This is a genomic window from Vogesella indigofera, from assembly GCF_028548395.1.
GTDB lineage: Bacteria > Pseudomonadota > Gammaproteobacteria > Burkholderiales > Chromobacteriaceae > Vogesella > Vogesella indigofera_A.
Map to the genome: position 1 here is coordinate 1 of NZ_JAQQLA010000005.1, position 20,652 is coordinate 20,652.

The 20,652-nt window shown below is 62.9% G+C and carries 21 protein-coding genes; 11 read left to right on the plus strand and 10 right to left on the minus strand.

Annotated elements, in window-relative coordinates:
• Positions 1–322: 322 nt before the first annotated feature.
• From PQU89_RS10560 to PQU89_RS10580, 5 genes are all read left to right on the plus strand, one after another.
• Positions 323–760, plus strand: coding sequence for a ProQ/FINO family protein (locus tag PQU89_RS10560; RefSeq protein WP_272765798.1), 438 nt, complete (start codon positions 323–325; stop codon positions 758–760).
• Between the two features lie 67 nt (positions 761–827).
• Positions 828–1,361: a macro domain-containing protein gene (locus PQU89_RS10565; protein ID WP_272765799.1), complete on the plus strand. Its 534-nt coding sequence runs from the start codon at positions 828–830 to the stop codon at positions 1,359–1,361.
• 161 nt (positions 1,362–1,522) lie between these two features.
• Positions 1,523–2,455, plus strand: a complete 933-nt coding sequence (gene cysK, locus PQU89_RS10570; protein ID WP_272765800.1) for a cysteine synthase A — start codon at positions 1,523–1,525, stop codon at positions 2,453–2,455.
• 124 nt (positions 2,456–2,579) lie between these two features.
• Complete coding sequence (locus PQU89_RS10575) at positions 2,580–2,933, plus strand: hypothetical protein (RefSeq protein ID WP_272765801.1); 354 nt, start codon at positions 2,580–2,582, stop codon at positions 2,931–2,933.
• 4 nt (positions 2,934–2,937) lie between these two features.
• Complete coding sequence (locus PQU89_RS10580) at positions 2,938–3,351, plus strand: YchJ family protein (protein WP_272766035.1); 414 nt, start codon at positions 2,938–2,940, stop codon at positions 3,349–3,351.
• A gap of 155 nt (positions 3,352–3,506) precedes the next feature.
• Here the strand turns inward: PQU89_RS10580 and PQU89_RS10585 are convergent, their stop codons facing one another.
• Positions 3,507–4,115, minus strand: a complete 609-nt coding sequence (locus tag PQU89_RS10585; protein WP_047966522.1) for an FMN-dependent NADH-azoreductase — start codon at positions 4,113–4,115, stop codon at positions 3,507–3,509.
• Positions 4,116–4,253: 138 nt separating this feature from the next.
• Between PQU89_RS10585 and PQU89_RS10590 the strand changes: the two genes are divergently transcribed.
• Positions 4,254–5,168 (plus strand): LysR family transcriptional regulator, encoded by a 915-nt coding sequence (locus PQU89_RS10590; RefSeq protein ID WP_272765802.1) that lies wholly within the window; start codon positions 4,254–4,256, stop codon positions 5,166–5,168.
• Between the two features lie 181 nt (positions 5,169–5,349).
• The gene (locus tag PQU89_RS10595; RefSeq protein WP_272765803.1) at positions 5,350–6,603 is read left to right on the plus strand and encodes an Hsp70 family protein; all 1,254 of its coding nucleotides are present in this window, start codon (positions 5,350–5,352) and stop codon (positions 6,601–6,603) included.
• A gap of 131 nt (positions 6,604–6,734) precedes the next feature.
• Here PQU89_RS10595 and PQU89_RS10600 read toward each other — a convergent pair whose 3' ends face one another.
• The 3 genes from PQU89_RS10600 to pyk all read right to left on the minus strand — a co-directional run bounded on the left by PQU89_RS10600 (position 6,735) and on the right by pyk (position 9,173).
• Entirely contained in the window at positions 6,735–6,884 is a 150-nt protein-coding gene (locus PQU89_RS10600; RefSeq protein ID WP_170152080.1) for a hypothetical protein, read from the minus strand.
• A gap of 16 nt (positions 6,885–6,900) precedes the next feature.
• Positions 6,901–7,482: a LexA family protein gene (locus tag PQU89_RS10605; protein WP_047966519.1), complete on the minus strand. Its 582-nt coding sequence runs from the start codon at positions 7,480–7,482 to the stop codon at positions 6,901–6,903.
• Between the two features lie 266 nt (positions 7,483–7,748).
• Complete coding sequence (gene pyk / locus PQU89_RS10610; RefSeq protein WP_272765804.1) at positions 7,749–9,173, minus strand: pyruvate kinase; 1,425 nt, start codon at positions 9,171–9,173, stop codon at positions 7,749–7,751.
• A gap of 419 nt (positions 9,174–9,592) precedes the next feature.
• On the opposite strand from pyk, the gene PQU89_RS10615 reads away from it, so the two are divergent.
• The gene (locus PQU89_RS10615; RefSeq protein WP_272765805.1) at positions 9,593–11,047 is read left to right on the plus strand and encodes an aminoacyl-histidine dipeptidase; all 1,455 of its coding nucleotides are present in this window, start codon (positions 9,593–9,595) and stop codon (positions 11,045–11,047) included.
• Between the two features lie 66 nt (positions 11,048–11,113).
• Here the strand turns inward: PQU89_RS10615 and PQU89_RS10620 are convergent, their stop codons facing one another.
• From PQU89_RS10620 to PQU89_RS10645, 6 genes are all read right to left on the minus strand, one after another.
• Positions 11,114–13,024 (minus strand): putative bifunctional diguanylate cyclase/phosphodiesterase, encoded by a 1,911-nt coding sequence (locus tag PQU89_RS10620; RefSeq protein ID WP_272765806.1) that lies wholly within the window; start codon positions 13,022–13,024, stop codon positions 11,114–11,116.
• Positions 13,025–13,027: 3 nt separating this feature from the next.
• Positions 13,028–13,501: a putative pterin-binding protein gene (locus PQU89_RS10625; RefSeq protein WP_272765807.1), complete on the minus strand. Its 474-nt coding sequence runs from the start codon at positions 13,499–13,501 to the stop codon at positions 13,028–13,030.
• A 205-nt stretch (positions 13,502–13,706) separates the two neighbouring features.
• Positions 13,707–15,335 (minus strand): methyl-accepting chemotaxis protein, encoded by a 1,629-nt coding sequence (locus PQU89_RS10630; RefSeq protein ID WP_272756993.1) that lies wholly within the window; start codon positions 15,333–15,335, stop codon positions 13,707–13,709.
• A 237-nt stretch (positions 15,336–15,572) separates the two neighbouring features.
• Entirely contained in the window at positions 15,573–16,361 is a 789-nt protein-coding gene (gene nudC, locus PQU89_RS10635; protein WP_272765808.1) for an NAD(+) diphosphatase, read from the minus strand.
• Positions 16,362–16,432: 71 nt separating this feature from the next.
• The gene (locus PQU89_RS10640) at positions 16,433–17,188 is read right to left on the minus strand and encodes an ATP-binding cassette domain-containing protein (protein WP_272765809.1); all 756 of its coding nucleotides are present in this window, start codon (positions 17,186–17,188) and stop codon (positions 16,433–16,435) included.
• Between the two features lie 301 nt (positions 17,189–17,489).
• A complete protein-coding gene (locus PQU89_RS10645) occupies positions 17,490–18,518 on the minus strand; it encodes an NAD(P)H-dependent flavin oxidoreductase (RefSeq protein ID WP_272765810.1) in 1,029 nt (342 codons plus the stop codon).
• A 36-nt stretch (positions 18,519–18,554) separates the two neighbouring features.
• On the opposite strand from PQU89_RS10645, the gene PQU89_RS10650 reads away from it, so the two are divergent.
• From PQU89_RS10650 to tsf, 3 genes are all read left to right on the plus strand, one after another.
• The gene (locus tag PQU89_RS10650) at positions 18,555–18,770 is read left to right on the plus strand and encodes a hypothetical protein (RefSeq protein WP_272765811.1); all 216 of its coding nucleotides are present in this window, start codon (positions 18,555–18,557) and stop codon (positions 18,768–18,770) included.
• Between the two features lie 150 nt (positions 18,771–18,920).
• The gene (gene rpsB / locus PQU89_RS10655; RefSeq protein WP_047966511.1) at positions 18,921–19,649 is read left to right on the plus strand and encodes a 30S ribosomal protein S2; all 729 of its coding nucleotides are present in this window, start codon (positions 18,921–18,923) and stop codon (positions 19,647–19,649) included.
• 86 nt (positions 19,650–19,735) lie between these two features.
• Complete coding sequence (tsf, locus tag PQU89_RS10660; protein WP_272765812.1) at positions 19,736–20,602, plus strand: translation elongation factor Ts; 867 nt, start codon at positions 19,736–19,738, stop codon at positions 20,600–20,602.
• The last annotated feature ends 50 nt before the right edge of the window (positions 20,603–20,652 follow it).

Consider the following 20,652-nt stretch of genomic DNA (forward strand, 5'->3'; position numbering starts at 1 on the left):
GAACAGGACCGTGAAACGCCTTAGCGCCGATGATAGTGCAGATACCTGTGTGAAAGTAGGACACCGCCAGACGCCCCATAAACAAAGCCCAGCTCAACCGAGCTGGGCTTTGTGCTTTGCGCGGCCAACCTTGGCCACTTGGCTGTGCTAAGGCACGGCATGCGAGCGCCAAACGATGGCTTGTGTCCTATAGTACGAGTCGATGACGGTAGTCGTAGCAACAAGGTCAGCTCTGCATTAAGATAGGCGTCTTTTTTCGGATCGTGTCAGAGTGGGTCGTTCACTACTTGTCGCCTCTCCGTGTTGCCCCATGAGATTAACCATGAAGAATCCTCAGATGAAGTCCAACAATGAAACCGCGCTCGGTGCGGCGCTCAAATCGGCTGTCCAGAGTCTTAGCAAGAAAAGCCAGACAGAAATGATTGCGGCACATGTTTACGCCAAGTACGACGTGTTCAAACTATTCCGTCCCTTGGCGCTGGGGATTCATGAGGCCTTGATTGCGGAGCTGCCGCAGTTTGATCCGCAACTGGTTTCGCGCATGCTGGCCAATCATTGCCGTAAGCAGCGCTACGTGAAGTCGTTGGCGCGCGGTGGCAAACGCTTCGATCTCGCGCTGAAGCCGGTGGGTGTGGTTTCGGCCGAGGAAAAAGCAGCTGCCGAGAAAATGTGCCTGCCGAAAGCGGAGAAACCCGCTACCGCTGCTGAGGCGCCGCAGCCTGCCGTCGACCCTGTGGCTTCCGATGTTTCTGAAGCGTAACGCCCCGATGTTGCCAGCCCCTCTCGCGAGGGGTTTTTCTTGTGCAGTACTTGTTTGAGGTGCAGCAATGCTGACCGTTCGTAACGGCGTGCGGATTGAGGTCTGGCGTGGCGATATTACGCAGCTGGATGTCTCGGCAATCGTGAATGCGGCCAACGTTTCGCTGCGCGGTAGCGGCGGGGTGGACGCGGTGGTGCACCGCGCGGCCGGTGGCGAGCTGCTGTCGGCCTGCTTGCAGCTGAATGGTTGTGCCGCAGGTGAGGTTTATGTCACGCCGGGCTTTGCCTTGCCTGCGCGCTGGATTTTCCATGCGGTTGGGCCGCTGTGGAAAGGTGGCGAAGACAACGAAGCGCAATTGCTGGCGTCCTGCTACTACAAGAGCCTGCAACTGGCGGCAGAGAAGCAAGTGACCTCAATCGCCTTTGCCGCCATCAGCTGTGGCGCCAATCATTTTCCACCGCTGGCTGCGGCCAATATTGCCTGGCATGTGGTGGAAACCTATCTGGCGACACCGCCGCCGGCGCTGCGCAAGATTGTCTTTGTCGCCTTTGATGAGGAAGTCCATCGTGCGTGGCAGAAGGTGCTGGTCGGCATCAGCTGATACCGATTGGCTGGGGTGGTGTGACAACATGCCACATGCCATCCGGGAATCAATGCGATCGGATCAATGCTTAGCAAGAATTGGTATTAGCCATCAATGGTGGTGCTGGTTAGAATAAATGGCAATATCTATCGCCATGAAAGATGGACTGGAGGAATAAAATGCACATCGCGAATTCTGTAACGGAGCTGATCGGCAATACTCCGCTGGTGCGCCTCAATCGGGTAACCGAGGGCGTGGGGGCGACGGTGGTCGCCAAGCTGGAGTTCTTTAACCCGGGGCACAGCGTCAAGGACCGTATCGCCGTGTCGATGATTGATGCGGCGGAGCGGGCCGGCAAGATCGGGCCGGAGACGATTATTGTCGAGCCGACATCGGGCAATACCGGTATCGGGCTGGCCATGGTGTGCGCGGCGCGCGGTTACAAGCTGGTGATCACCATGCCGGAGACGATGAGTCGCGAACGTCGCCAATTGCTGCGCGCCTATGGTGCGGAGCTGATCCTGACCCCTGGCCCGGAAGGTATGGGTGGTGCCATCGCCAAGGCCAATGAACTGGTTGCGGCCAACCCTGAAACCTACTTCCTGCCGCAGCAGTTCGAGAATCCGGCCAATCCTGAGATCCATCGTCAGACCACTGCCGAAGAGGTCTGGCGCGATACCGATGGCCAGATCGATATTTTCGTGGCCGGTGTTGGCACCGGCGGTACCATTACCGGCGTGGGCGAGGTGCTCAAGGCGCGCAAGCCCGGGGTGCAGATTGTGGCGGTCGAGCCGGATGCATCGCCGGTGCTGTCCGGCGGTACCAAGGGCCCGCATCCGATCCAGGGTATCGGTGCCGGTTTTGTGCCGGCAATCCTGAATACGGCGATCTACGATGAAGTGATCCGGGTCAAGAACGATGATGCCTTCGAGACGGCGCGCGCCGTGGCGACCAAGGAAGGCGTGCTGGTCGGGATTTCTTCCGGTGCCGCCGTGTGGGCCGCCTTGCAGCTGGCCAAGCGTCCTGAAAATGCCGGCAAGCTGATCGTGGTGGTGATCCCGTCCTTTGGCGAACGTTACCTGTCGACGCCATTATTTGAGCACCTTGCTTGAAGTGAGTGAGCGCAGCGTTACAATAACGACCATGAAACAGATATTCATGGTCGTTTTTATTTTGGGTGCACTGTCGGCGTGCGCGGTGCTGCCTCCTTTGCCTGGCACAAGCGGTGGAGTCGCGGTGCGGCCTGCCGTCGTGTCGCCATCGCAGCGGCTGTACGAGGAGGCGCAAGCGCTGTCGGCGCGGGTCGCCAAGGGCGAACTGAGCCGGGTGGCGGTTGCCGATCAGCTGGGGGCGCTGCGCGTGCAACTGGTTGGCCGCAATGCGGTCGATGATGACGTGTTTGCCCTCTATCGCCAGATTGCGGTGCGTCGTGATGCCGGGCAGATTGACGGTGCCAAGGCACAGCAACTGATGCAACAGCGCTTGCAGATGTGGCTGGAACGTTGGCCGCGCTTGGCCAGCAAACCGGCACAGCCGGCATTCACCAGTTTCATGCTCAAGCTGTACAGCATGCCGGCACTGGGGCAGTGACGTGATGAAACGAAAAACAGCAAACAGTGCCGCAGTGTGCCCGTGTGGTAGTGGCCAACTCTATGCCTCCTGCTGCGGCCGGTATCATAGGGGGCAGCCGGTGCCGAGCGCCGAGGCCTTGATGCGTTCGCGCTATAGCGCCTTTGTGCTGGGTGACGAGGGCTATCTGCGCCAGAGCTGGGCGGCGGAAAATTTGCCGGACGAGCCGTTGCTGGACGCCGCGGTCAAGTGGCTGGGGCTGAGCATTCTGTCGACGGAGGCCGGTGGCGAGCAGGACCAGACCGGCGTAGTAACCTTTATTGCCCGCTACAAGATCAACGGCCGTGCCGGGCGGATGCAGGAGAGTAGCCGCTTTGTGCGCGAGCAGGGTTTGTGGCGTTATCTTGATGGCGATGTGGGTGATGTCGCCACGAGTTAGGCGGAGTACTTCAAGAGCCCGCTTGTCGGGGCTGGTCGCTTAGCTGCGCTTGCTGGCGTTGAGAGTGGCGAGAGGTTCGTGTTTCAAGCATGCAAAAAGGCAAGCCGGTCCGGCTTGCCTTTTTGTTTTTACAGCCAAGAAGTGCTTTTGGCCGCTTAGCGCGTGGCTTGGGCGATGGCTTCTTTGGCTGCGTTCAGGGCGTTGCTGCGGGCGTCGTCACCCATGGAGACGGCTTCGGCGCGGATGAAGCGCACGTCGCTGATGCCGAGGAAGCCGAGTACGGTCTTCAGGTAGTCTTCCTGGAAGTCCATGGCCTGGCCTTGTTCGTTGCTGTAGACGCCGCCGCGAGCGGAAACGACGTAGACGGTTTTGCCGCCTGCCAGGCCAACCGGGCCGGTTTCGGTGTACTTGAAGGTGCGGCCGGCGACTGCAACGCGGTCGATCCAGGCTTTCAGTTGCGACGGGATGGAGAAGTTGTACATTGGTGCGCCGATGACCAGGATCTCGCTGCCGAGGAATTCGCCGATCAGCTGTTCGCTGCGGGCGCGCTCGGTGCGCTGCAGCTCGCTCCAGTCGCTTTCTGCGGTGAAGGCGGCGCCAAGGATCTCGCCCGACAGGTGAGGGATCTCGTTGCTGGCCAGGTCGTGGTAGATCACGCCGGTGCTGCCGTGTTGTGCTTGCAGGCTGTCGACCAGTGCGCGGGTCAGCTGGCGGGTAACCGAGTTGTCGTTGAGAACGCTGGAATCAAGGTGCAGGATTTTCATGGTGAGCTCCGTTTCGGGTGGGTGCCGGTTGGCTGTAGCAATGGAACGTATGATAGTTTTTGCGACAATATCGGACTAGACTGCGAAATCGGGAATGATTGTCCTGAATTTGATGTCAATGCTGCTGGAGCGCGCACAATGCATGACCTGAACGATCTGTATTTCTTTGCCAAGGTGGCCGAGCACGGCGGCTTCATGGCCGCGGCACGGCAGATCGGGGTGCCCAAGTCGCGGCTGTCGCGTCGGGTTGCCGAGCTGGAGGCGCAGCTGGGGGTGCAGTTGCTGCAGCGGACGACGCGGCGGCTGGCGCTGACCGAGGTGGGGCAGGCCTACTTCGGCCACTGCCAGGCGATGCTGGCCGAGGCGGAGGCGGCGCAGGAGGCGATCGCGCGCGCCACCGACGTGCCGCGCGGCCTGGTGCGGGTGAGCTGTCCGGACTTGCTGGCGCAGTCGCTGCTGGCGCCGTTGCTGCCCGAGTTCATGGCTCAGTATCCGGAGGTTCGCATCCTGCTGGAGGTGACCGGGCGCCGTGTCGACCTGATCAATGACGGCATCGATGTCGCGCTGCGGGTGCGCTTGCGGCTGGAAGACAGTGCCAGCATCGTGGCGCGCCCGCTGGGGCAGTCTTCCTCGTTCCTGGTGGCCAGCCCGTCGCTGCTGGCCGAGCGTGGTCTGCCGCAGCGCCCATCTGATCTGGCGTCATGGCCGGCGCTGGTGATGTCGCGGCCCGACGGTCGCGGCGAGTGGACGATGCATGACGAGGTTGGCCAGCTGTACACCGTGCAACTGGCATCGCCACGGCTGATGACCGACAACCTGGTGGTACTGGCACAGGCGGCGATCGACGGCTGCGGGGTGGCAGCGTTGCCGGTGCTGGTCTGCCAGCAGGCGCTGGCCGATGGCCGGCTGCGGCGGCTGTTGCCGAATTTCTCCATGCCGGGCGGCATCCTGCACCTGGCCTTTACCGGCCGCCGCCATCTGGTGCCGGCGGTGCGGGTGTTTGTCGACTTTCTGGTGGCGCGTACGCCGCAATGGAATGCGCGCTTCGAATGACGCCCGTTGTGGCCTGCTGCGCGCCGTATGACGCGGTTCGCCGCCTGTTGCTGCCGGCAACAGCGTAAAGGTTGGCCGCAACGGTAGTCCGGCGCGCGCCACGGCACCGCATTTGTCTCGGGCGTCAGCGGCGCTTCTGCTACAATCCTGCCCCCTCCTTATTGAATGAACGGGTTGCACGATGGTTATTCCGGCATGCGGTGTCGATTTTGGCACCTCCAACTCCACGGTCGCCTGTTTCCGCGCCGGGCAGAGCCAGTTGCTGATGCTGGAAGACGACAAGGCGACCCTGCCATCGGTGGTGTTCTTCAATGCCGAGGAAGAAAGCACCGCCTTTGGCCGCGCCGCGATCGGCGAATACCTGGACGGCTACGAGGGGCGCCTGATGCGCTCGCTGAAGAGCCTGCTCGGCACCAGCCTGATGAACGGCCAGACCGAGGTCAATGGCCGCGCATTGCGTTTCATCGACTTGCTGTCCTCCTTCATCGGCACCCTGAAGCAGCGCGCCGAACAGCAGGCGGGGCAGGCATTCAGTCGCGCGGTGTTCGGCCGGCCGGTGTTTTTCATCGATGACGATCCTGTCGCCGACCAGCTGGCGCAGGACACGTTGGCCGATGTCGCGCGCCGCGCCGGTTTTCAGGAGGTCGCCTTCCAGTTCGAGCCGATTGCGGCAGCCTTTGACTACGAGAGCCGCATCGAGCGTGAAGAGCTGGTGCTGATCGTCGATATCGGCGGCGGTACCTCCGACTTTTCGCTGGTGCGGCTGTCGCCGCAGCGCCGCCACCTGCTGGATCGCCGCGATGACATTCTCGCCAACGGCGGCGTGCATATCGGCGGTACCGACTTTGACAAGCAGCTGAGCCTGCACAGCGTGATGCCGCTGCTGGGCTACCGCACGCGGCTGAAGAACAATGCCGAGGTGCCGTCCGGCTACTACTTCAACCTCGCCACCTGGCACACCATCAACTTTGCCTACACCCGCAAGACGCTGGCCGACCTGCAGGGGGTGTACGTCGATGCGCTGGAGCGCGACAAGCTGGACCGCCTGTTTTCGGTGATCAACAAGCGCGCCGGCCACTGGCTGGCGATCCAGGTGGAGGCGGCGAAGATTGCGCTGTCGGATAGCGAGGTGCACCAGCTGGCGTTGGACGAGATTGCCGCCGGCCTGACGCACCAGCTGACACGCGGCCAGTTCGACGAGGCGATCGAGCGCCAGATCGACAGCGTGACGCAGACCATCAGCCGCCTGCTGCTAGACGCCGGCATTACCGCCGCGCAGATCGATACCGTGTTCTTTACCGGTGGCGCCAGTGCGGTGCCCTTGCTGCGCGAGCGGGTGGCGGCGCTGCTGCCACAGGCGGCCAAGGTCGAGGGCGACCGTTATGGCAGTATCGGTAGCGGCCTGGCGCTGGACGCGATGCGCCGCTTCGGCTGAGCGAGCGGGGGTGTTGCTTGCGTCGATGTGATGGGTGTGGCTGGATGTGATGGCGGAAGGAATTGCGGCCAACCTTGGGGCAAGGTTGGCCGCATTGTCTGGCGGACCGGACGCGCCGGTAGGCGGCGGTGTCAGCCGACGAATTCCACCGGCACGAAATAGCTGTGGCCGATGCGGGTCAGCAGCACCTGCGGCTGGCCGGCGACCACGGCGCGAAAGGCGCGCGGCAGGCGTTTCCAGTCACGGAACATCATCTTGATCGGGTCGTTGTAGCTGTTCATGGCTTGCTCCTTGCGGTCAGTCCACGGCGTGAATGACGTTGGTCACGACGCCCCAGATAAAGAAACTGGCATCCTCGGGTACTTCGATCGGCTTGAACGCCGGGTTTTCCGGTAGCAGGCGCACCCGCCCAGCGGAGCGCTCCAGCCGTTTCACCGTCAGTTCGTCATTGATCACCGCCACCACCACCTTGCCGTTGCGCGGCTCCAGCGAGCGGTCGACCACCAGCATGTCGCCGTCGTGGATGCCGGCATTGATCATCGAGTCGCCCTTGACGGTGACGAGAAAGGTCGACGCCGGCTTGCGCACCAGATGCTGGTTGAGGTCGATGTCGGCCTCTTTCAGGTCGTCGGCGGCGACCGGCGAACCGGCCGGCACGCGGCTGGCAAACAGCGGCAGCGACAGGTTTTTCAGCGCCTCGCCAAGCAGGGCGATGTCGCCGATGCTGCTGTGGTTGATGCTGCGCAGGCTGCGGTATTCGTCGAGCCAGTTTTCCAGTACCGGTTTCAGCGGCTCCGGTACGCGCATGGCGACGGTCTTGTCACCGCCGAAGCGGGATTTGCGACCGGCGCCTTCGCGCTTTCCTCCTTGCGATGACATTTTGATTCCTCCTTGTTTTTGATTGTGTACGAATTCAAAAAACAAGGCAAGCTTAATTGCTGTGCTGGCTGCGGGATTGTGGTTTTTTGGCGTGAATGTTTGCGGATCAAGGGCTTGGCAGGATTGCCGGTTAGCTGGCGGCGGTATTGGGGAAGGGGATGTCGCAGCGCTTATCGGGGCTGGTCGGCCTGGCGGCGGCTTGCGGCCAACGTTGGCCGCAAGCCGTACGGGTGAGGCGGGCCGGTGTTGCGCCGGCCCGTGACGGCTTAGCGGCCTTCGCCGGCCTTGATGATTTTCAGGGTGTTGGTGCTGCCCATCAGGCCGACGCTGTCGCCGACGGTGACCACCAGGATGTCGCCTTGCTCGACACGCCCCTGGTCGATCAGCTTGCGCTCGGCGGCGGCGAGCAGCTTTTTCGAGTCGGCGGCGGTCGGCAGCAGCATCGGGAACACGTCGCGGTACAGCGCCAGGCGGCGGTAGGTGCTCACCTCCGGTGTCAGCGCGTAGATCGGCACGCCGCAGTTGACACGGCTCATCCACAGCGCGGTGGAGCCGGTCTGGGTCAGCGCCACCAGTGCGCGTACCGGCAGGTGGTTGGCGGTGAACAGCGCGGCCATGGCGATGGACTGGTCGACGCGGCTGAATTCGCGGTTGAGGAAGGCGCGCTCCAGCTGGTAGTCGGAGGAGGTTTCCGCTTCCAGGCAGACGCGCGACATCGACTCCACCGTCTCCACCGGATACTGGCCGGCGGCGGTTTCCGCCGACAGCATCACCGCATCGGTGCCGTCCAGCACCGCGTTGGCGACGTCGGAGACCTCGGCGCGGGTCGGCACCGGGCTGCTGATCATCGATTCCATCATCTGGGTGGCGGTGATGGTCAGCTTGTTGCGTTCGCGCGCGAGGCGGATCATGCGCTTCTGCAGCGCCGGCACCGCGGCGTCGCCGACTTCCACCGCCAGGTCGCCGCGCGCCACCATGATGCCGTCGGCGGAATCGATCAGGTCGTCGAGGTTGGCGATTGCCTCGCAGCGTTCGATCTTGGCGATGATGCGCGCCTGGCTGCCGGAGGCGTGCACCAGCGTGCGCGCCATGTACAGGTCGGCGCTGCTTTTCGGGAACGACACCGCCACGTAGTCGGCTTCCAGCTGCGCCGCGGTCTTGATGTCGTCGATGTCCTTGGCGGTCAGCGCCGGCGCGGTGAGGCCGCCGCCCTGGCGGTTGATGCCCTTGTTGTTGGACAGCACGCCGCCGACCTTGACGCGGGTGTGGATCTGGTTGCCGAGCACCTTTTCCACGGTCAGCACGATGCGGCCGTCGTCGAGCAGCAGCACCACACCGCTGGCGACGTCGTTGGGCAGCTCCTTGTAGTCGAGGCCGACGCGCTGGTCGTCGCCCAGCTCGCAGTCGGCATCGAGAATGAACGGCTGGCCGTTGGTGAGCGTGGTCTTGCCGTTGGCGAACTTGCCGACGCGGATTTTCGGGCCTTGCAGGTCAACCATGATCGCCACCGGCACGCCCAGTCGTTCCGCGGTGCTGCGTACCAGCGCGGCACGGTCGATGTGGTCCTGCGCGCTGCCGTGCGAGAAGTTGAGGCGGACGACGTTGACGCCGGCCTGCAGAAGGCGTTCCAGTGTTGCCGGGTCGCTGGAGGCGGGGCCGAGGGTGGCGACAATCTTGGTGCGGCGGGTCATGGGGTTGCTCTCCGTTATTGAGTGTCTGTAATTATGGTACGGAATGGCGTTGTACTTAAGTGGCTACAGCAGTAATAAAATTACGCTGTAACAAGGTTGGCCGCAAACCATCATCCTGCCGGCGCGAATGGCGGGGTGCTGCATGGCAGCGCTCTGGCATAAATTGTGACGATACCGGTATGAGGCGTTGTTTTTGTGCCAATCGGATTCGTGATTGTAATCAAACACTCGCGTTTTGGCGGCTGGCCGGTGGCGGTCGGCGCTAACGCGAAACGCTTGCATCCAGGACGCCCCGTTCGGGGGCGTGGTAAAGTGGATTGTCTACAAAAAGGGTGGTCACGAGTCACCCTGTGATTATTTTGGCGGAATTATTGGCATGAACTGTCTCCGCCGGCGGAATAAAGGAGCGTCTTGTTGTGGTGAATATTGCAGCCCTCGAGCCCACCATCGTGTGGGAACACTTTCAGACCCTGTGTGACATTCCCCGTCCTTCCAAGCATGAAGCGGTGCTGCGCGACTATCTGAAAGGCTGGGCGGAACTGCGCGGTCTGCAGACGGTAGTCGATGCGGCCGGCAACCTGATCGTGCGCAAGGCGGCGACGCCGGGCATGGAAGACCGTGTCGGCGTGGTGTTGCAGGGCCACCTCGACATGGTGTGCCAGGCCAATACCGGCACCGTGCACGACTTCTTCAACGACCCGATCCGACCGGTGCTGAAGGACGGCTGGCTGATCGCCGAGAACACCACGCTGGGCGCCGACAACGGCATCGGCGTGGCGCTGGGGCTGGCGGTGCTGGCCAGCGACGACATCGCGCACGGCCCGGTGGAGGTGCTGATGACGCTGGACGAAGAGGCCGGCATGGGCGGCGCACTGGGGCTGGAACCGGGGCTGTTGCAGGGCCGGATGCTGATCAATATCGATACCGAGGAGTGGGGCGAGTTCTACATGGGCTGTGCCGGCGGCATCGATGTCAACGCACGGCGCAGCTACCAGCCGCAGCCGCTGCCGGCGGGCTTCGAGGTGCGCCAGCTGACGGTGTCCGGGCTGGTCGGCGGCCACTCCGGCGCCGACATCCACCTCGGTCGCGGCAATGCCAACAAGGTGCTGATCCGCCTGCTGCGCGAGCTGGAGGCGGTCACCGACCTGCGCGTGGCCTCGTTCAGTGGCGGCACCGCACGCAATGCGCTGGCGCGCGAAGCCTTTGCCGTGGTCGCCTATCCGGCCGCCGACGGCGACAAGCTGGCGGCGTATCTGGACGCATTCCAGGCGCTGATGCGCTTCGAGCTGGCCGGTGTCGACGAAGGCGTGAGCATTGCGGCCAACCTTGCCAGCGCCGGCGAGGTGCTGGCACCGGCCGACCAGCAGGCGATCTTCAGTGCACTGCACGCGGCGCCGCACGGCGTGAAGCGCATGAGCCAGCGCGTCGGTGGCGTGGTGGAAACGTCCAATAATCTGGGGGTGATCAGCATTGCCGACGGCAAGGTGTTTGCCAACCTGATGGTGCGCTCGCTGCTGGACAGCGGCTTCCGGAGTCTGGCCGGCGAGATCGTCGACCTGTTCCAATTGGCCGGTTTCGAGGTGGAAACCGAGGGCGGCTACCCGGGCTGGGCGCCGAATCCGGGCTCACCGTTGCTGGCGCTGTTCCAGCAGGTGTATCGCCAGCAGTTCGGCGCCGATTCCGGCGTGCAGGTGATTCACGCCGGGCTGGAGTGCGGCATCATCGGCGCCAAGTATCCGCAGATGGACATGGTGTCGTTCGGCCCCAATATCCGCGGCGCGCATGCGCCGGGCGAGCGGGTGGAGGTGGCCTCGGTCGGCAAGGCGTGGCAATTGCTGCAGGCGGTTCTGGCCGCAGTGCCGGCCAGCGCCTGAGTCTGGAAGCACGCAGCATGAAAAAACCCGCCGGTTGGCGGGTTTTTTCATGGCCGCGATCACGCGTCAGGCGAGGTCTGTCCTGGTTTCGTGCACGCGGGTGGCGAGGTAGTGCTGGGCGTAGTCGAGGAAGGCGTCCGCGCTGAGCGGCCGCGAGTAATAGTAGCCCTGGATCTCGTTGGCGCCGATTTCGAGGATCTTGCGCAGCTCGCTTTCGGTCTCCACGCCCTCGGCGACCACGGAAATGCCCAGCTGGTGCGACAGGTCGGTAATCGCCTGCACGAACAGCGGCAGCCGCTTGTCCCGGTCCAGATGCTTGATGAACGACTTGTCGATCTTGAGCTTGTCGAAATTGAGATCCTTCAGGTAGGAAAACGACGACCAGCCGGTGCCGAAATCGTCCAGCGCGATGCGGATCTGCCTCTCCTTCAGCTGGGTAAAGATCTTGCGGCTGAGCTGCACGTCTTCCAGTGCGATGTTTTCCGTCAGCTCCAGGATCAGCTGGCTGGCTGGCAGCGGGCCGCCCTGCAGCCAGTCACTGACGCGGTTGACCAGGTTCTGGTTGAAGATCGAGCTGCTGAGATTGATCGAGAAGTGGATGTGGCGCAGGGTATCGGCCGGGAAGCGCGCGATATCGAGGCGCATGCGGCGGAACAGCCATTCGCCCAGCTTCTCGCCGAGCCCGTTTTCCTCGGCGATCTGGATGATATCCGGCGGGTTGATGAAGTTCAGCTTGGGATGGTTCCAGCGGATCAGCAGCTCCACCCCCAGCTGCTGCGGCTGGCTGATGTTGATGATCGGCTGGTAGCACAGGTAGAGCTCGGTATTCTGCGGCTCGGCCAGCAACTCCTGCAGGTGGCCGGCCAGCAGCCGCTTGCGCTGGTACTGGTCGAGCATGAAGCGGTTGAACACCTGGTAGTGCAGCTGCTTGTCCTGCTTGGCGCTCAGCAGTGCCAGATCGGCAAACAGCACCATCTCTTCCACCGAGCTGGCGTGCTGCGGGTACTGGCTGATGCCCATGTTCAGTTTCACGCGGTGGGCCGGATCTTCGCTGTGCAGCAGCCGTTCGAGCTGGTTGTAGATCTTGCGGGAGTAGGCGAACCAGCTGTAGCCGGACATGTTGCCGAACATCACCAGCGCAAATTCGTCGCTGCCGATGCGCGCCAGGTAGACCTCCTCGTTCCGGTGCTGCAGCAGCAGCTCGGCGATCTGCGCCAGCAGCCGGTCACCGGCGGCGTGGCCGAAGCTGTCGTTGACCTCCTTGAAGCGGCTGAGGTCGACCAGGCATAGCACTACCTGCGCCTCCGGCGCCGCGGTCAGCTGCGCCAGCTGGTGCATGAACGCGGCGCGGTTGGGCAGCTGCGTCAGCACGTCGTTCCAGGCTAGGAAGTGCTGTTTTTTCGACTCGCGGAACAGTAGCGCCAGCATGATGAGGCTGAACAGCAGCAGGATGCCGATGGCGGCAAAGTTGCGGATCTTGGCCTCGTCCAGCAGGCGGGTTTCCTGCAGCGCATTGGGGCCGGTGAAATTCTGCACCATGATGTCGCGCAGCCGCGGAATCAGTGCATCCAGCTCCTGGCTCATCTGCGCCAGCGTCGGGTCGCTCGGGGAGGGCGCGGCGATGGTGCGCTCATGGCGTTGCAGTACGTCGAGAATGCGGCGCACAAGCTCCTCGGCGGCAAAGCGCTGGCGGATTTCCTTGGTCGCTTCGCCGGTCAGGAACACGTCCATGCGGTTCCAGGCGATGTCGTAGCTGAGGCTGAGCTGCTTGTTGTCGGCGTGGCCGACCTGGTACAGCTTCAGCGTTTCCTGCAGGCGGTAGACGTCGATTTCCAGCTGCGCCAGCGCCCAGGCCGAAGTCTGGGTGTAGGTGGTGATGGTGCGGAAGGTGCGCTCATAGTTCCACGTCGACCAGGCGGTCACCGCGAGGAAGGTGCACATGACGGCGGCGAAGAAGAGGAACCTGACTTTGCCCATGATTCATTCGGCTTCTATGGTTCTGGCTTGCCACACCATGTAGTTGTGGTATTTCTCGTGGTTGAGCTCGGGGTGCTCGCTCAACGGCAGGATGATCCACAGCGGGCCCTTGTTGCGGCGGTTCATCGGCTGACCATCGACGTGGGTGGCCAGGATGGCCTGGTATTGCAGCGCCACGGTGGTGGGTATCCTGGCCCAGAAGTCATTCAGCGCGTGAACCTTGAGCGCTTGCGGTGCGATCCGCAGCTGCTGGAGCAGGGTGCTGATCGCAACGCCCCGGTAGTGGTGCTTGCCGGTGGTCCACGGCGTGGCGGTGGTGATGCTGGCTTGCGGCAGCGCGGCAAGCTGTTGCAGGGTGAAATGGTGTGCTTGCCCGGTGCTCTGGGTCACGGTCAGGATGATGTCGTCGGCCGCCGCGGCATGTGCGGTGCTCGCCAGCAGGGCCAGGGTCGCAAGACTTTTGCGCCATGTGTTCATTGCTGCGTCCTTTCCGCTGTGTGGTGGGTGAGCGGTTGGCCGCGCTGTGGCGGCCGCTTGCCATCTTACTGTCGTGGGCCTTGTTCCACGCCGTTTGGCGGTTGTGTGCTTGCTTGCCCGATCCTTGGCGCTTGTCGCTGCCGCAGACAGGAAAGCCGCTTGGCAGCGGCTTTCCTTGACGTCGGGGCTTGCCTTGCGGCCAACCTCAGGCGGTGTGGAAGCGGCTGAAGCTCTGCCGGATCTCCTCGGTCAGCTCGCTCATGCGCGCGGCGGCGGAGACGGCCTCGTCGGCGGCTTCGCGGTTGCGCTGGGCGATGGCGGTAATGCGCTGCACTTCGCGTGACACCTGCTCGCCGGAGCGGGCCTGGTCGGACAGCGAGCTGGCGATCGACAGCACGCTCTGGCCGACGGTCTCGGTGCCACTCTGGATCGCGACGATCGATTCGCCGGCGCGTTGGCCCTGTGCCGCGCTGGTGTGGGCGCGTTCCACCGACTGGTTCATCGCTTCCACCGCCTGTTGCGAGCTGACGCGGATGGCACCGATCATCTCGGCAATTTCGCCGGTGGCCTTGGTGGTGCGCTCAGCCAGCTTGCGCACCTCGTCGGCGACCACGGCAAAGCCGCGGCCCTGTTCGCCGGCGCGGGCGGCTTCGATGGCGGCGTTCAGTGCCAGCAGGTTGGTCTGGTCGGCGACGTCGCGGATGACCGACACGATGTTGTCGATAGTCTGCGACTGGCGACCCAGCTCGTGGATGCTGCCGGCGGTGGACTTGATCAGGGTGCTGATGGCGTCCATTTCGCGTACCGCGCCCTGAATCACTTCCACGCCCTGGCGGGCATCTCCGCTGGCGGTGCGGGCCGCGCTTTCGGCACTGCCGGCGCTGTGGTGCAGTTCCTGCACGCCGACGGCCATCTGCTGGATCACGCTGGCCATTTCGTCTGCGGCACGGTTCTGTTCTTCGGAGCGGCTGACCAGGCGCTGCATGGTGTTGCGCAGCTCGTCCGAGGCGGCGCTGCTTTCCTGCACGCTACGCTCGACGGTGCGCAAGGCGCCGTTCAGTTCGCTGGTCATGCGCGACAGGTTGTACAGCAGCGAGCTGCTGTCGCCCTTGCTGATCTTGACGCTGACGCCGAGGTTGCCGTGCGCGATTTCCTTCATCACTTCCGCGGCGTAATCCGGTTCGCCGCCAATCTGGCGCGTCAGCGAGCGGGCGATCAACAGCGCCACCATGATGCTGGCGCCGACGCTGGCAATGATGGCGATGATCGCCGCCAGCATGGTTTCCTTCAGCGTGCTGGTGGTGGACGCCTTCTGCTCTTCCATCACCTGGGTGTGGTAGGCGATAAGTTTGTCCAGCTGCATGCTGAGCAGGCGTTCCTGCGGTTCCAGCTTTTCCGAGACGATGATTGAGGCGTCCCATTTCTGGCGCACGATCATCGGCAGCAGCTTGTCGACCAGGACGTTGAATTCCTTCATCGACTTGTCGATCTTGCCGACCAGTTCCACCTCTTTCGGGTCCTTGGCCAGCGTCTGCATTTCCTTGAATTCCAGCTGCGCCTTGGCTGCCGATTTCTTCAGGATGTCGAGCTTTTCCTCGACCAGCTTGTCATCGCTTTCCAGCAGGATGGTGCGTGCCGCGTTGGTGACCGACAGCAGGGCCGCACTCAGCGAGCGGGAGTTCTGGATCACCGGGATGCGGTATTCCACCAGTTCCGATACCCGTTCCTGAATACCGCCGAGGCGGAACAGGGTAAAGGCCGAGCCGAGCACCAGCAGGGTGATGACGGCACCAAACCCCAGCGCCAGGCGCTGTGCCAGTTTTAGTTTCCCCATGATTTTGTCCTTGCAGAGTATTTTTTGTAGGTGATGTCGGGTGTGCGGCGCATACGGTGTGTGCCGCGTTTTGGTGTGGTCGATATTAAATGCAATTGTGATTATTTAGAATCTTTATCGTAATCGCCGCCACTTTGTGCAAGGACTTTACGGGCTGGCCGGCATTTTTGTCACGTTCCGTCTTGTTGTTGCGGCCAACGTTGGCCGCAAGATGTGGTGGTCTTGCCGCAGCCCGGCTCAGTGTTCGCGGCGGCGCAGCTGCTCGACGGTGTGCTTGATCAGCCAGTGGGCGATGGAGTGTCCGGCTGGGGTCGGCGGCAGGTGGTCGATGTCGAACCAGTCGGCGGCCTCGATCTCGCCCGGCTGCGGGGTGATCTCGCCGCCGGCGTATTCGGCGGTGAAGGCCAGCATCAGCGAGTGCGGGAAGGGCCAGGATTGCGAGCCGACATACTGCAGCTGCCGGATGCGAATACCGACCTCCTCGGCCGTTTCGCGTTCGACGCAGGCTTCCAGCGTTTCGCCCGGCTCGACAAAGCCGGCGAGGGCGCTGTACAGGCCGGGGCTGAAGTGCGGGCTGCGAGCGAGCAGGATTTCGCGACTGCGGGTGACCGCCACCATCATCGCCGGCGACAGGCGCGGGTAGTACAGCTCGCCACAGGAAGGGCAGGCGCGGCCGTGATCGTGCTGGTGGGCTTGCAGCGGTTGGGCGCAGGCGCCGCAAAAGCGGTGGCTGTGCTCGAAGCGCCGCAACTGCGCGGCGCGGGCCAATAGCGGCACCGCGTCGGCAGGAAGGCCTTGCAGCGCCTGGCGCAGGGTGTGGGCCTGCCACTGTGGCGCTGCCGCGCCGATCAGCTCAGCGCTGAACAGGTTGAACTGGCCGTTGTGGCCGATGAAGTGCGGATTGCTGCTGTGTGCCGGGCGTTGCGCGGGGAAGGCGCCGGCATCGAGCCACACCTGCTGGCCGTCAAACAGGCACCAGCGGGTGGGCAGGGTGGGGTCGGCAACGGCGGGTAAATGGAGTGTCATGGCGGGTGGGCTGGAAACGGATGTGGCGATTCTATGCCCTTGCTGCGTTTGGTGAAACCGGGGCGCACATCTCAGGCGGCTAGGCGGGATGGCCAGGTCGCGGTCGGGCTGGCGAATGGCGCTGAATGGCGTGGCTGGTGTCTGTTTTCGGCCGGTTGTAGTTGTGCCGGGCTGCCTTGCGCCAGCAGGCGGCCGCCGGCCAGCAGGACCAGCCATTGCGCGTGACTGGCGGCAGGGCTGTGCTCGGGCAGGGTGCACACGATGGTGCGCCCGGTCGGCGCCAGCCGTGCCAGTCGCTGCATCAGCAGCAGTTGTTGCTGCACGGAGAGGTGTGCAGTCCATTGATCCAGTAATAGTAGCGGCGCGGGCTGGGCCAGGCTGCAGGCGATGCGCGCAAGTTGCTGTTCGCTGGGGTTCAGGCTGGCCAGTCGTTGTCCGGCCAGTGCTTCCAGCACCACCAGCCGCAAGGCCAGGGTGGCGGCGTCACGATCCAGTGCCGACGGTCGCTGCAGCCAGCGCGAGGCCGGTAGGCGGCCTTGCAGTACGTAATCAAATAGCCGTTGCCGCGGATTGGTGGCGGCTGGTGCCAGCCAGGCAATGCGGGCGTCGTGGTGGCCCGCTTGCGGTAGCGGCTGGCCAAACAGGCTGCCCTGCTGCGGGCCGTGTGCGCCGGCCAGCGCCTGCAGCAGCAGGCTGTGTTCCGGGGCGTGGGCAGCAATGACGGCGCTGACGCGATGGGCCGGGATGTGCAGTTGCTGGCAATCGAGCAGGCTGTCGTTGCCGTGGCGAACCTGTAGTCGCTCAATCTGGTAGGCGAGATCTGGCATTGGCTGCTCCTGAGTTGATTGCCGGGTTGGGGGCGATCCGGAATTACGCTGACCGCATGGCGGCGGTGTCTGCCCGGCGGGCTGAACCGCCGGGCTTGTCTTGTGGTCAGGTTCTGCGACTTGCGGCCGACGTGCGGGCGCTGCTGCGCTCGGCTGTCTGCCGGTGTGGTGGTCGGCGTTCAGTTTTATTCTTAAACAGGAATCATTATCAAATGATAGCGACTCTGCGCCTTGTCGGCAAGCGGGTGTTGTCTGGCGGTGGGGTGAGGCAGGCGCAGCGATGGCTGCGCCGTGGTGGTGCTCAGTTTGGCAGCGTGTCGCGGGTGGCGCGTGCTTCGCTCAGCAGGCGCTGGAACAGTTCGCTGACGGTGGGGATGTCGTCGAGCAGGCCCTGTACCTGGCCGATCAGCTGTACCCCGCGCTGATGGTCGCCATCCTGGATCGCCAGCCGGATCGATTCGGTGGCGGCGCCGAATTGCGCCAGCTGGCGCAGGTTCTGCGGCTGCGTCAGCATGCCACCCAGTACCGTCTTGCCGATTGGCAGCTTCATGCGGCGCGCCATGCCCAGCGCGCGCCAGCCGGCCGTCAGCAGGCTCAGCGGTTTGCGGGTCAGCTTGCGCGCGGTCGGGGTATCCATCACCCGGCACCACAGTCCGTCGAAATTGCGCGAGTAGATGGTGTCGCCGACGCTGCGCTGGCGAATCATGTCCTTGGTGGTGTGGTGTACCGGGCTTTCCTGGGTCAGGGCGAGGCGGCTGCCCATGGCGATGGCGTCGGCGCCCAGTGCCAGTGCCGCAATCAGCCCCTGGCCGGTGCCAAAGCCGCCGGCGGCGATGATCGGCAGCGAGCTGACCTTGCGAATGGCCGGGATCAGTACCAGCGAGGTGACTTCACCGCCGTGGGCGGCCGCCTCGTGGCCGGTGACCAGCAGGGCGTCGACGCCGATCTTCTCCGCGGAAATGGCGTGCTTTTCGGTCACCACGGTGGCGATGACCTTGCCGCCATAGCTGCTGGCTCGCTTGACGATCCAGTCGCCCTTGCCGAGCGAGAAGTTGATCACCGGCACCTGCTCCTGCAGCGCCACTTCGGCGTTTTCCCTGGCGCCGGGCATCATCAGGGTGCAGCCGATGCCGAACGGTTTGTCGGTCAAGCTGCGGATGCGGCGGATGGCGCTGCGCGTCTGCTCCGCGGTGAGTGGTCCGGTAGCAAGAATGCCGAGGCCGCCGGCGTTGCTGGTGGCGGCGACCAGTTCCGGGGTGGCGATATAGCTCATGCCGGGGCAGAGCAGGGGTAGCTGGACGCCAAAGGTCTCGGTGAAGCGGGTGTGCATGATCAGGCGGCTCCTGAGGGCGGGAATGCGCTATTCTTGACACACTATTGGCTTTTTTTCAAACGGTCGTTTGATATGTATCTGATTGTGATTGCGTGGCTGTACGTGGTTCTGATGCTGGCGGTGGTGCAGGACAGCCTGATTCGCGCGGGCATTCTGCTGTTTTTCCTGGGCTTCCTGCCGACGCTGATCGTGTTGCGTTTGCGCCGTCGCCGCATCCGGCGCCTGAAAAACCTGGATGGTGAATTTTGAGCAGGTGACGGCTTGAACCCGTCGTCGCGGCAATGCTACAATTGCGAGTTCCCTCAATGTCTGGGGGATATCACGCACATCCGTACCAAAGGGTGCCTTGTACGCAAGGTTGTCTGTACGGATGGAGGCATAACCCTTTAGGAGATTCAAATGTCCAACAATGTGACCATGCGTCAAATGCTTGAGGCCGGCGTTCACTTCGGCCACCAAACCCGTTTCTGGAACCCGAAAATGGCTCAGTACATTTTTGGCAGCCGTAACAAGATTCACATCATCAACCTGGAAAAGACTCTGCCACTGTTCGTTGGCGCCCAGGACTATGTGCGTCGTTTGACTGCTAACAAAGGTAACGTGCTGTTTGTAGGTACCAAGCGTCAGGCGCGTGAGATCGTCCGTGAAGAAGCGTCCCGTGCAGGCGCGCCATTCGTGGATCACCGCTGGTTGGGCGGTATGCTGACCAACTACAAGACCGTTAAGCAGTCCATCAAGCGCCTGGAAGACAAGCGCGCTGCCCTGGAACTGGCTGGCGATTCCGGCTTCAACAAGAAAGAGCTGCTGGACATGCAGCGCGAAGTTGAAAAACTGGAGCGTTCGCTGGGTGGTATCAAGGACATGAAGGGCCTGCCAGACGCAATCTTCGTAATCGACACCGGCTACCAGAAAGGTGCCGTTGTTGAAGCCAAGAAGCTGGGCATCCCGGTTATCGGTGTTGTTGATACCAACAACTCGCCAGAAGGCATCGACTACGTAATCCCAGGTAACGATGACTCCAGCCGTGCCATCCGTCTGTACGCTCGCGGCATCGCCGACGCCGTACTGGAAGGCCGCGCCCAGTCGCTGCAGGAAATCGTTGCTGCTGAACCAGCTGCTGCTGAATAAGCTAAGGGGCAACGCGAAAAAGGGGCGCAAGCCCCTTTTTTCGAACCCTGATGAGACGTAACCGTATACTTTTGAAGGAGTAAGTCATGGCGGAAATTACCGCAAAAATGGTTGGCGACCTGCGTGCAGCAACTGGTCTGGGCATGATGGAGTGCAAGAAAGCACTGGTTGAAGCCGAGGGTGATCTGGCCAAGGCCGAAGAAATCCTGCGCATCAAGTCCGGCAACAAGGCTTCCAAGATGGCCGGTCGCGTTGCTGCCGAAGGCATCATCGGTTCCTGCATCGAAAGCGGTGTTGGCGCGCTGGTGGAAGTGAACTGCGAAACCGACTTCGTTGCCAAAGACCCGACTTTCCTGGCGCTGGCTGCTGCTGCTGCCAAGGCTGTGGTTGTGGCCAACCCTGCCGATGTCGAAGCACTGTCCGCGGTTGAAGTTGACGGCGTGTCGGTTGAAGAAATCCGCAAGGCAGCCATCGCCAAGCTGGGCGAGAACATGACCATCCGTCGTTTCGTTCGTTACAGCACCGAAGGCACCATCGCGACTTACCTGCACGGCGCCAAGATCGGTGTCATCGTCGACCTGAACGGCGACGAAGCACTGGGCCGTGACGTTGCCATGCACATCGCCGCTTCCAAGCCGATCTGTGTGTCGAAAGACCAGGTTCCGGCCGAAACGCTGGAACAAGAGCGCAAGATCTACACCGCGCAGGCCGCCGAATCCGGCAAGCCGGCCGACATCGTTGCCAAGATGGTTGAAGGCCGCGTGAACAAGTTCCTGGCCGAAGTGACCCTGGTTGGTCAGCCTTTCGTCAAGAACCCGGACGTGACTGTAGAAAAACTGCTGGCCGAGAAATCGGCTAAAGTGAATGCATTCGCGATGCTGGTTGTTGGCGAAGGCATCGAAAAAGCCGTGGTTGACTACGCTGCTGAAGTGGCCGCTGCTGCCAAGCTGTAATCCCCGTTAACTGAACGGTCCAACGGCACCCTGCTTGCAGGGTGCCGTTT

Bases quoted from the DNA above. Each gene is read 5' to 3' on its own strand.
- PQU89_RS10560 (WP_272765798.1), top strand. From the start codon at position 323: ATGAAGAATCCTCAGATGAAGTCCAACAATGAAACCGCGCTCGGTGCG.
- PQU89_RS10565 (WP_272765799.1), top strand. From the start codon at position 828: ATGCTGACCGTTCGTAACGGCGTGCGGATTGAGGTCTGGCGTGGCGAT.
- cysK (WP_272765800.1), top strand. From the start codon at position 1,523: ATGCACATCGCGAATTCTGTAACGGAGCTGATCGGCAATACTCCGCTG.
- PQU89_RS10580 (WP_272766035.1), top strand. From the start codon at position 2,938: ATGAAACGAAAAACAGCAAACAGTGCCGCAGTGTGCCCGTGTGGTAGT.
- PQU89_RS10585 (WP_047966522.1), bottom strand. From the start codon at position 4,115: ATGAAAATCCTGCACCTTGATTCCAGCGTTCTCAACGACAACTCGGTT.
- PQU89_RS10590 (WP_272765802.1), top strand. From the start codon at position 4,254: ATGCATGACCTGAACGATCTGTATTTCTTTGCCAAGGTGGCCGAGCAC.
- PQU89_RS10595 (WP_272765803.1), top strand. From the start codon at position 5,350: ATGGTTATTCCGGCATGCGGTGTCGATTTTGGCACCTCCAACTCCACG.
- PQU89_RS10600 (WP_170152080.1), bottom strand. From the start codon at position 6,884: ATGAACAGCTACAACGACCCGATCAAGATGATGTTCCGTGACTGGAAA.
- PQU89_RS10605 (WP_047966519.1), bottom strand. From the start codon at position 7,482: ATGTCATCGCAAGGAGGAAAGCGCGAAGGCGCCGGTCGCAAATCCCGC.
- pyk (WP_272765804.1), bottom strand. From the start codon at position 9,173: ATGACCCGCCGCACCAAGATTGTCGCCACCCTCGGCCCCGCCTCCAGC.
- PQU89_RS10620 (WP_272765806.1), bottom strand. From the start codon at position 13,024: ATGGGCAAAGTCAGGTTCCTCTTCTTCGCCGCCGTCATGTGCACCTTC.
- PQU89_RS10625 (WP_272765807.1), bottom strand. From the start codon at position 13,501: ATGAACACATGGCGCAAAAGTCTTGCGACCCTGGCCCTGCTGGCGAGC.
- PQU89_RS10630 (WP_272756993.1), bottom strand. From the start codon at position 15,335: ATGGGGAAACTAAAACTGGCACAGCGCCTGGCGCTGGGGTTTGGTGCC.
- nudC (WP_272765808.1), bottom strand. From the start codon at position 16,361: ATGACACTCCATTTACCCGCCGTTGCCGACCCCACCCTGCCCACCCGC.
- PQU89_RS10640 (WP_272765809.1), bottom strand. From the start codon at position 17,188: ATGCCAGATCTCGCCTACCAGATTGAGCGACTACAGGTTCGCCACGGC.
- PQU89_RS10645 (WP_272765810.1), bottom strand. From the start codon at position 18,518: ATGCACACCCGCTTCACCGAGACCTTTGGCGTCCAGCTACCCCTGCTC.
- rpsB (WP_047966511.1), top strand. From the start codon at position 18,921: ATGTCCAACAATGTGACCATGCGTCAAATGCTTGAGGCCGGCGTTCAC.
- tsf (WP_272765812.1), top strand. From the start codon at position 19,736: ATGGCGGAAATTACCGCAAAAATGGTTGGCGACCTGCGTGCAGCAACT.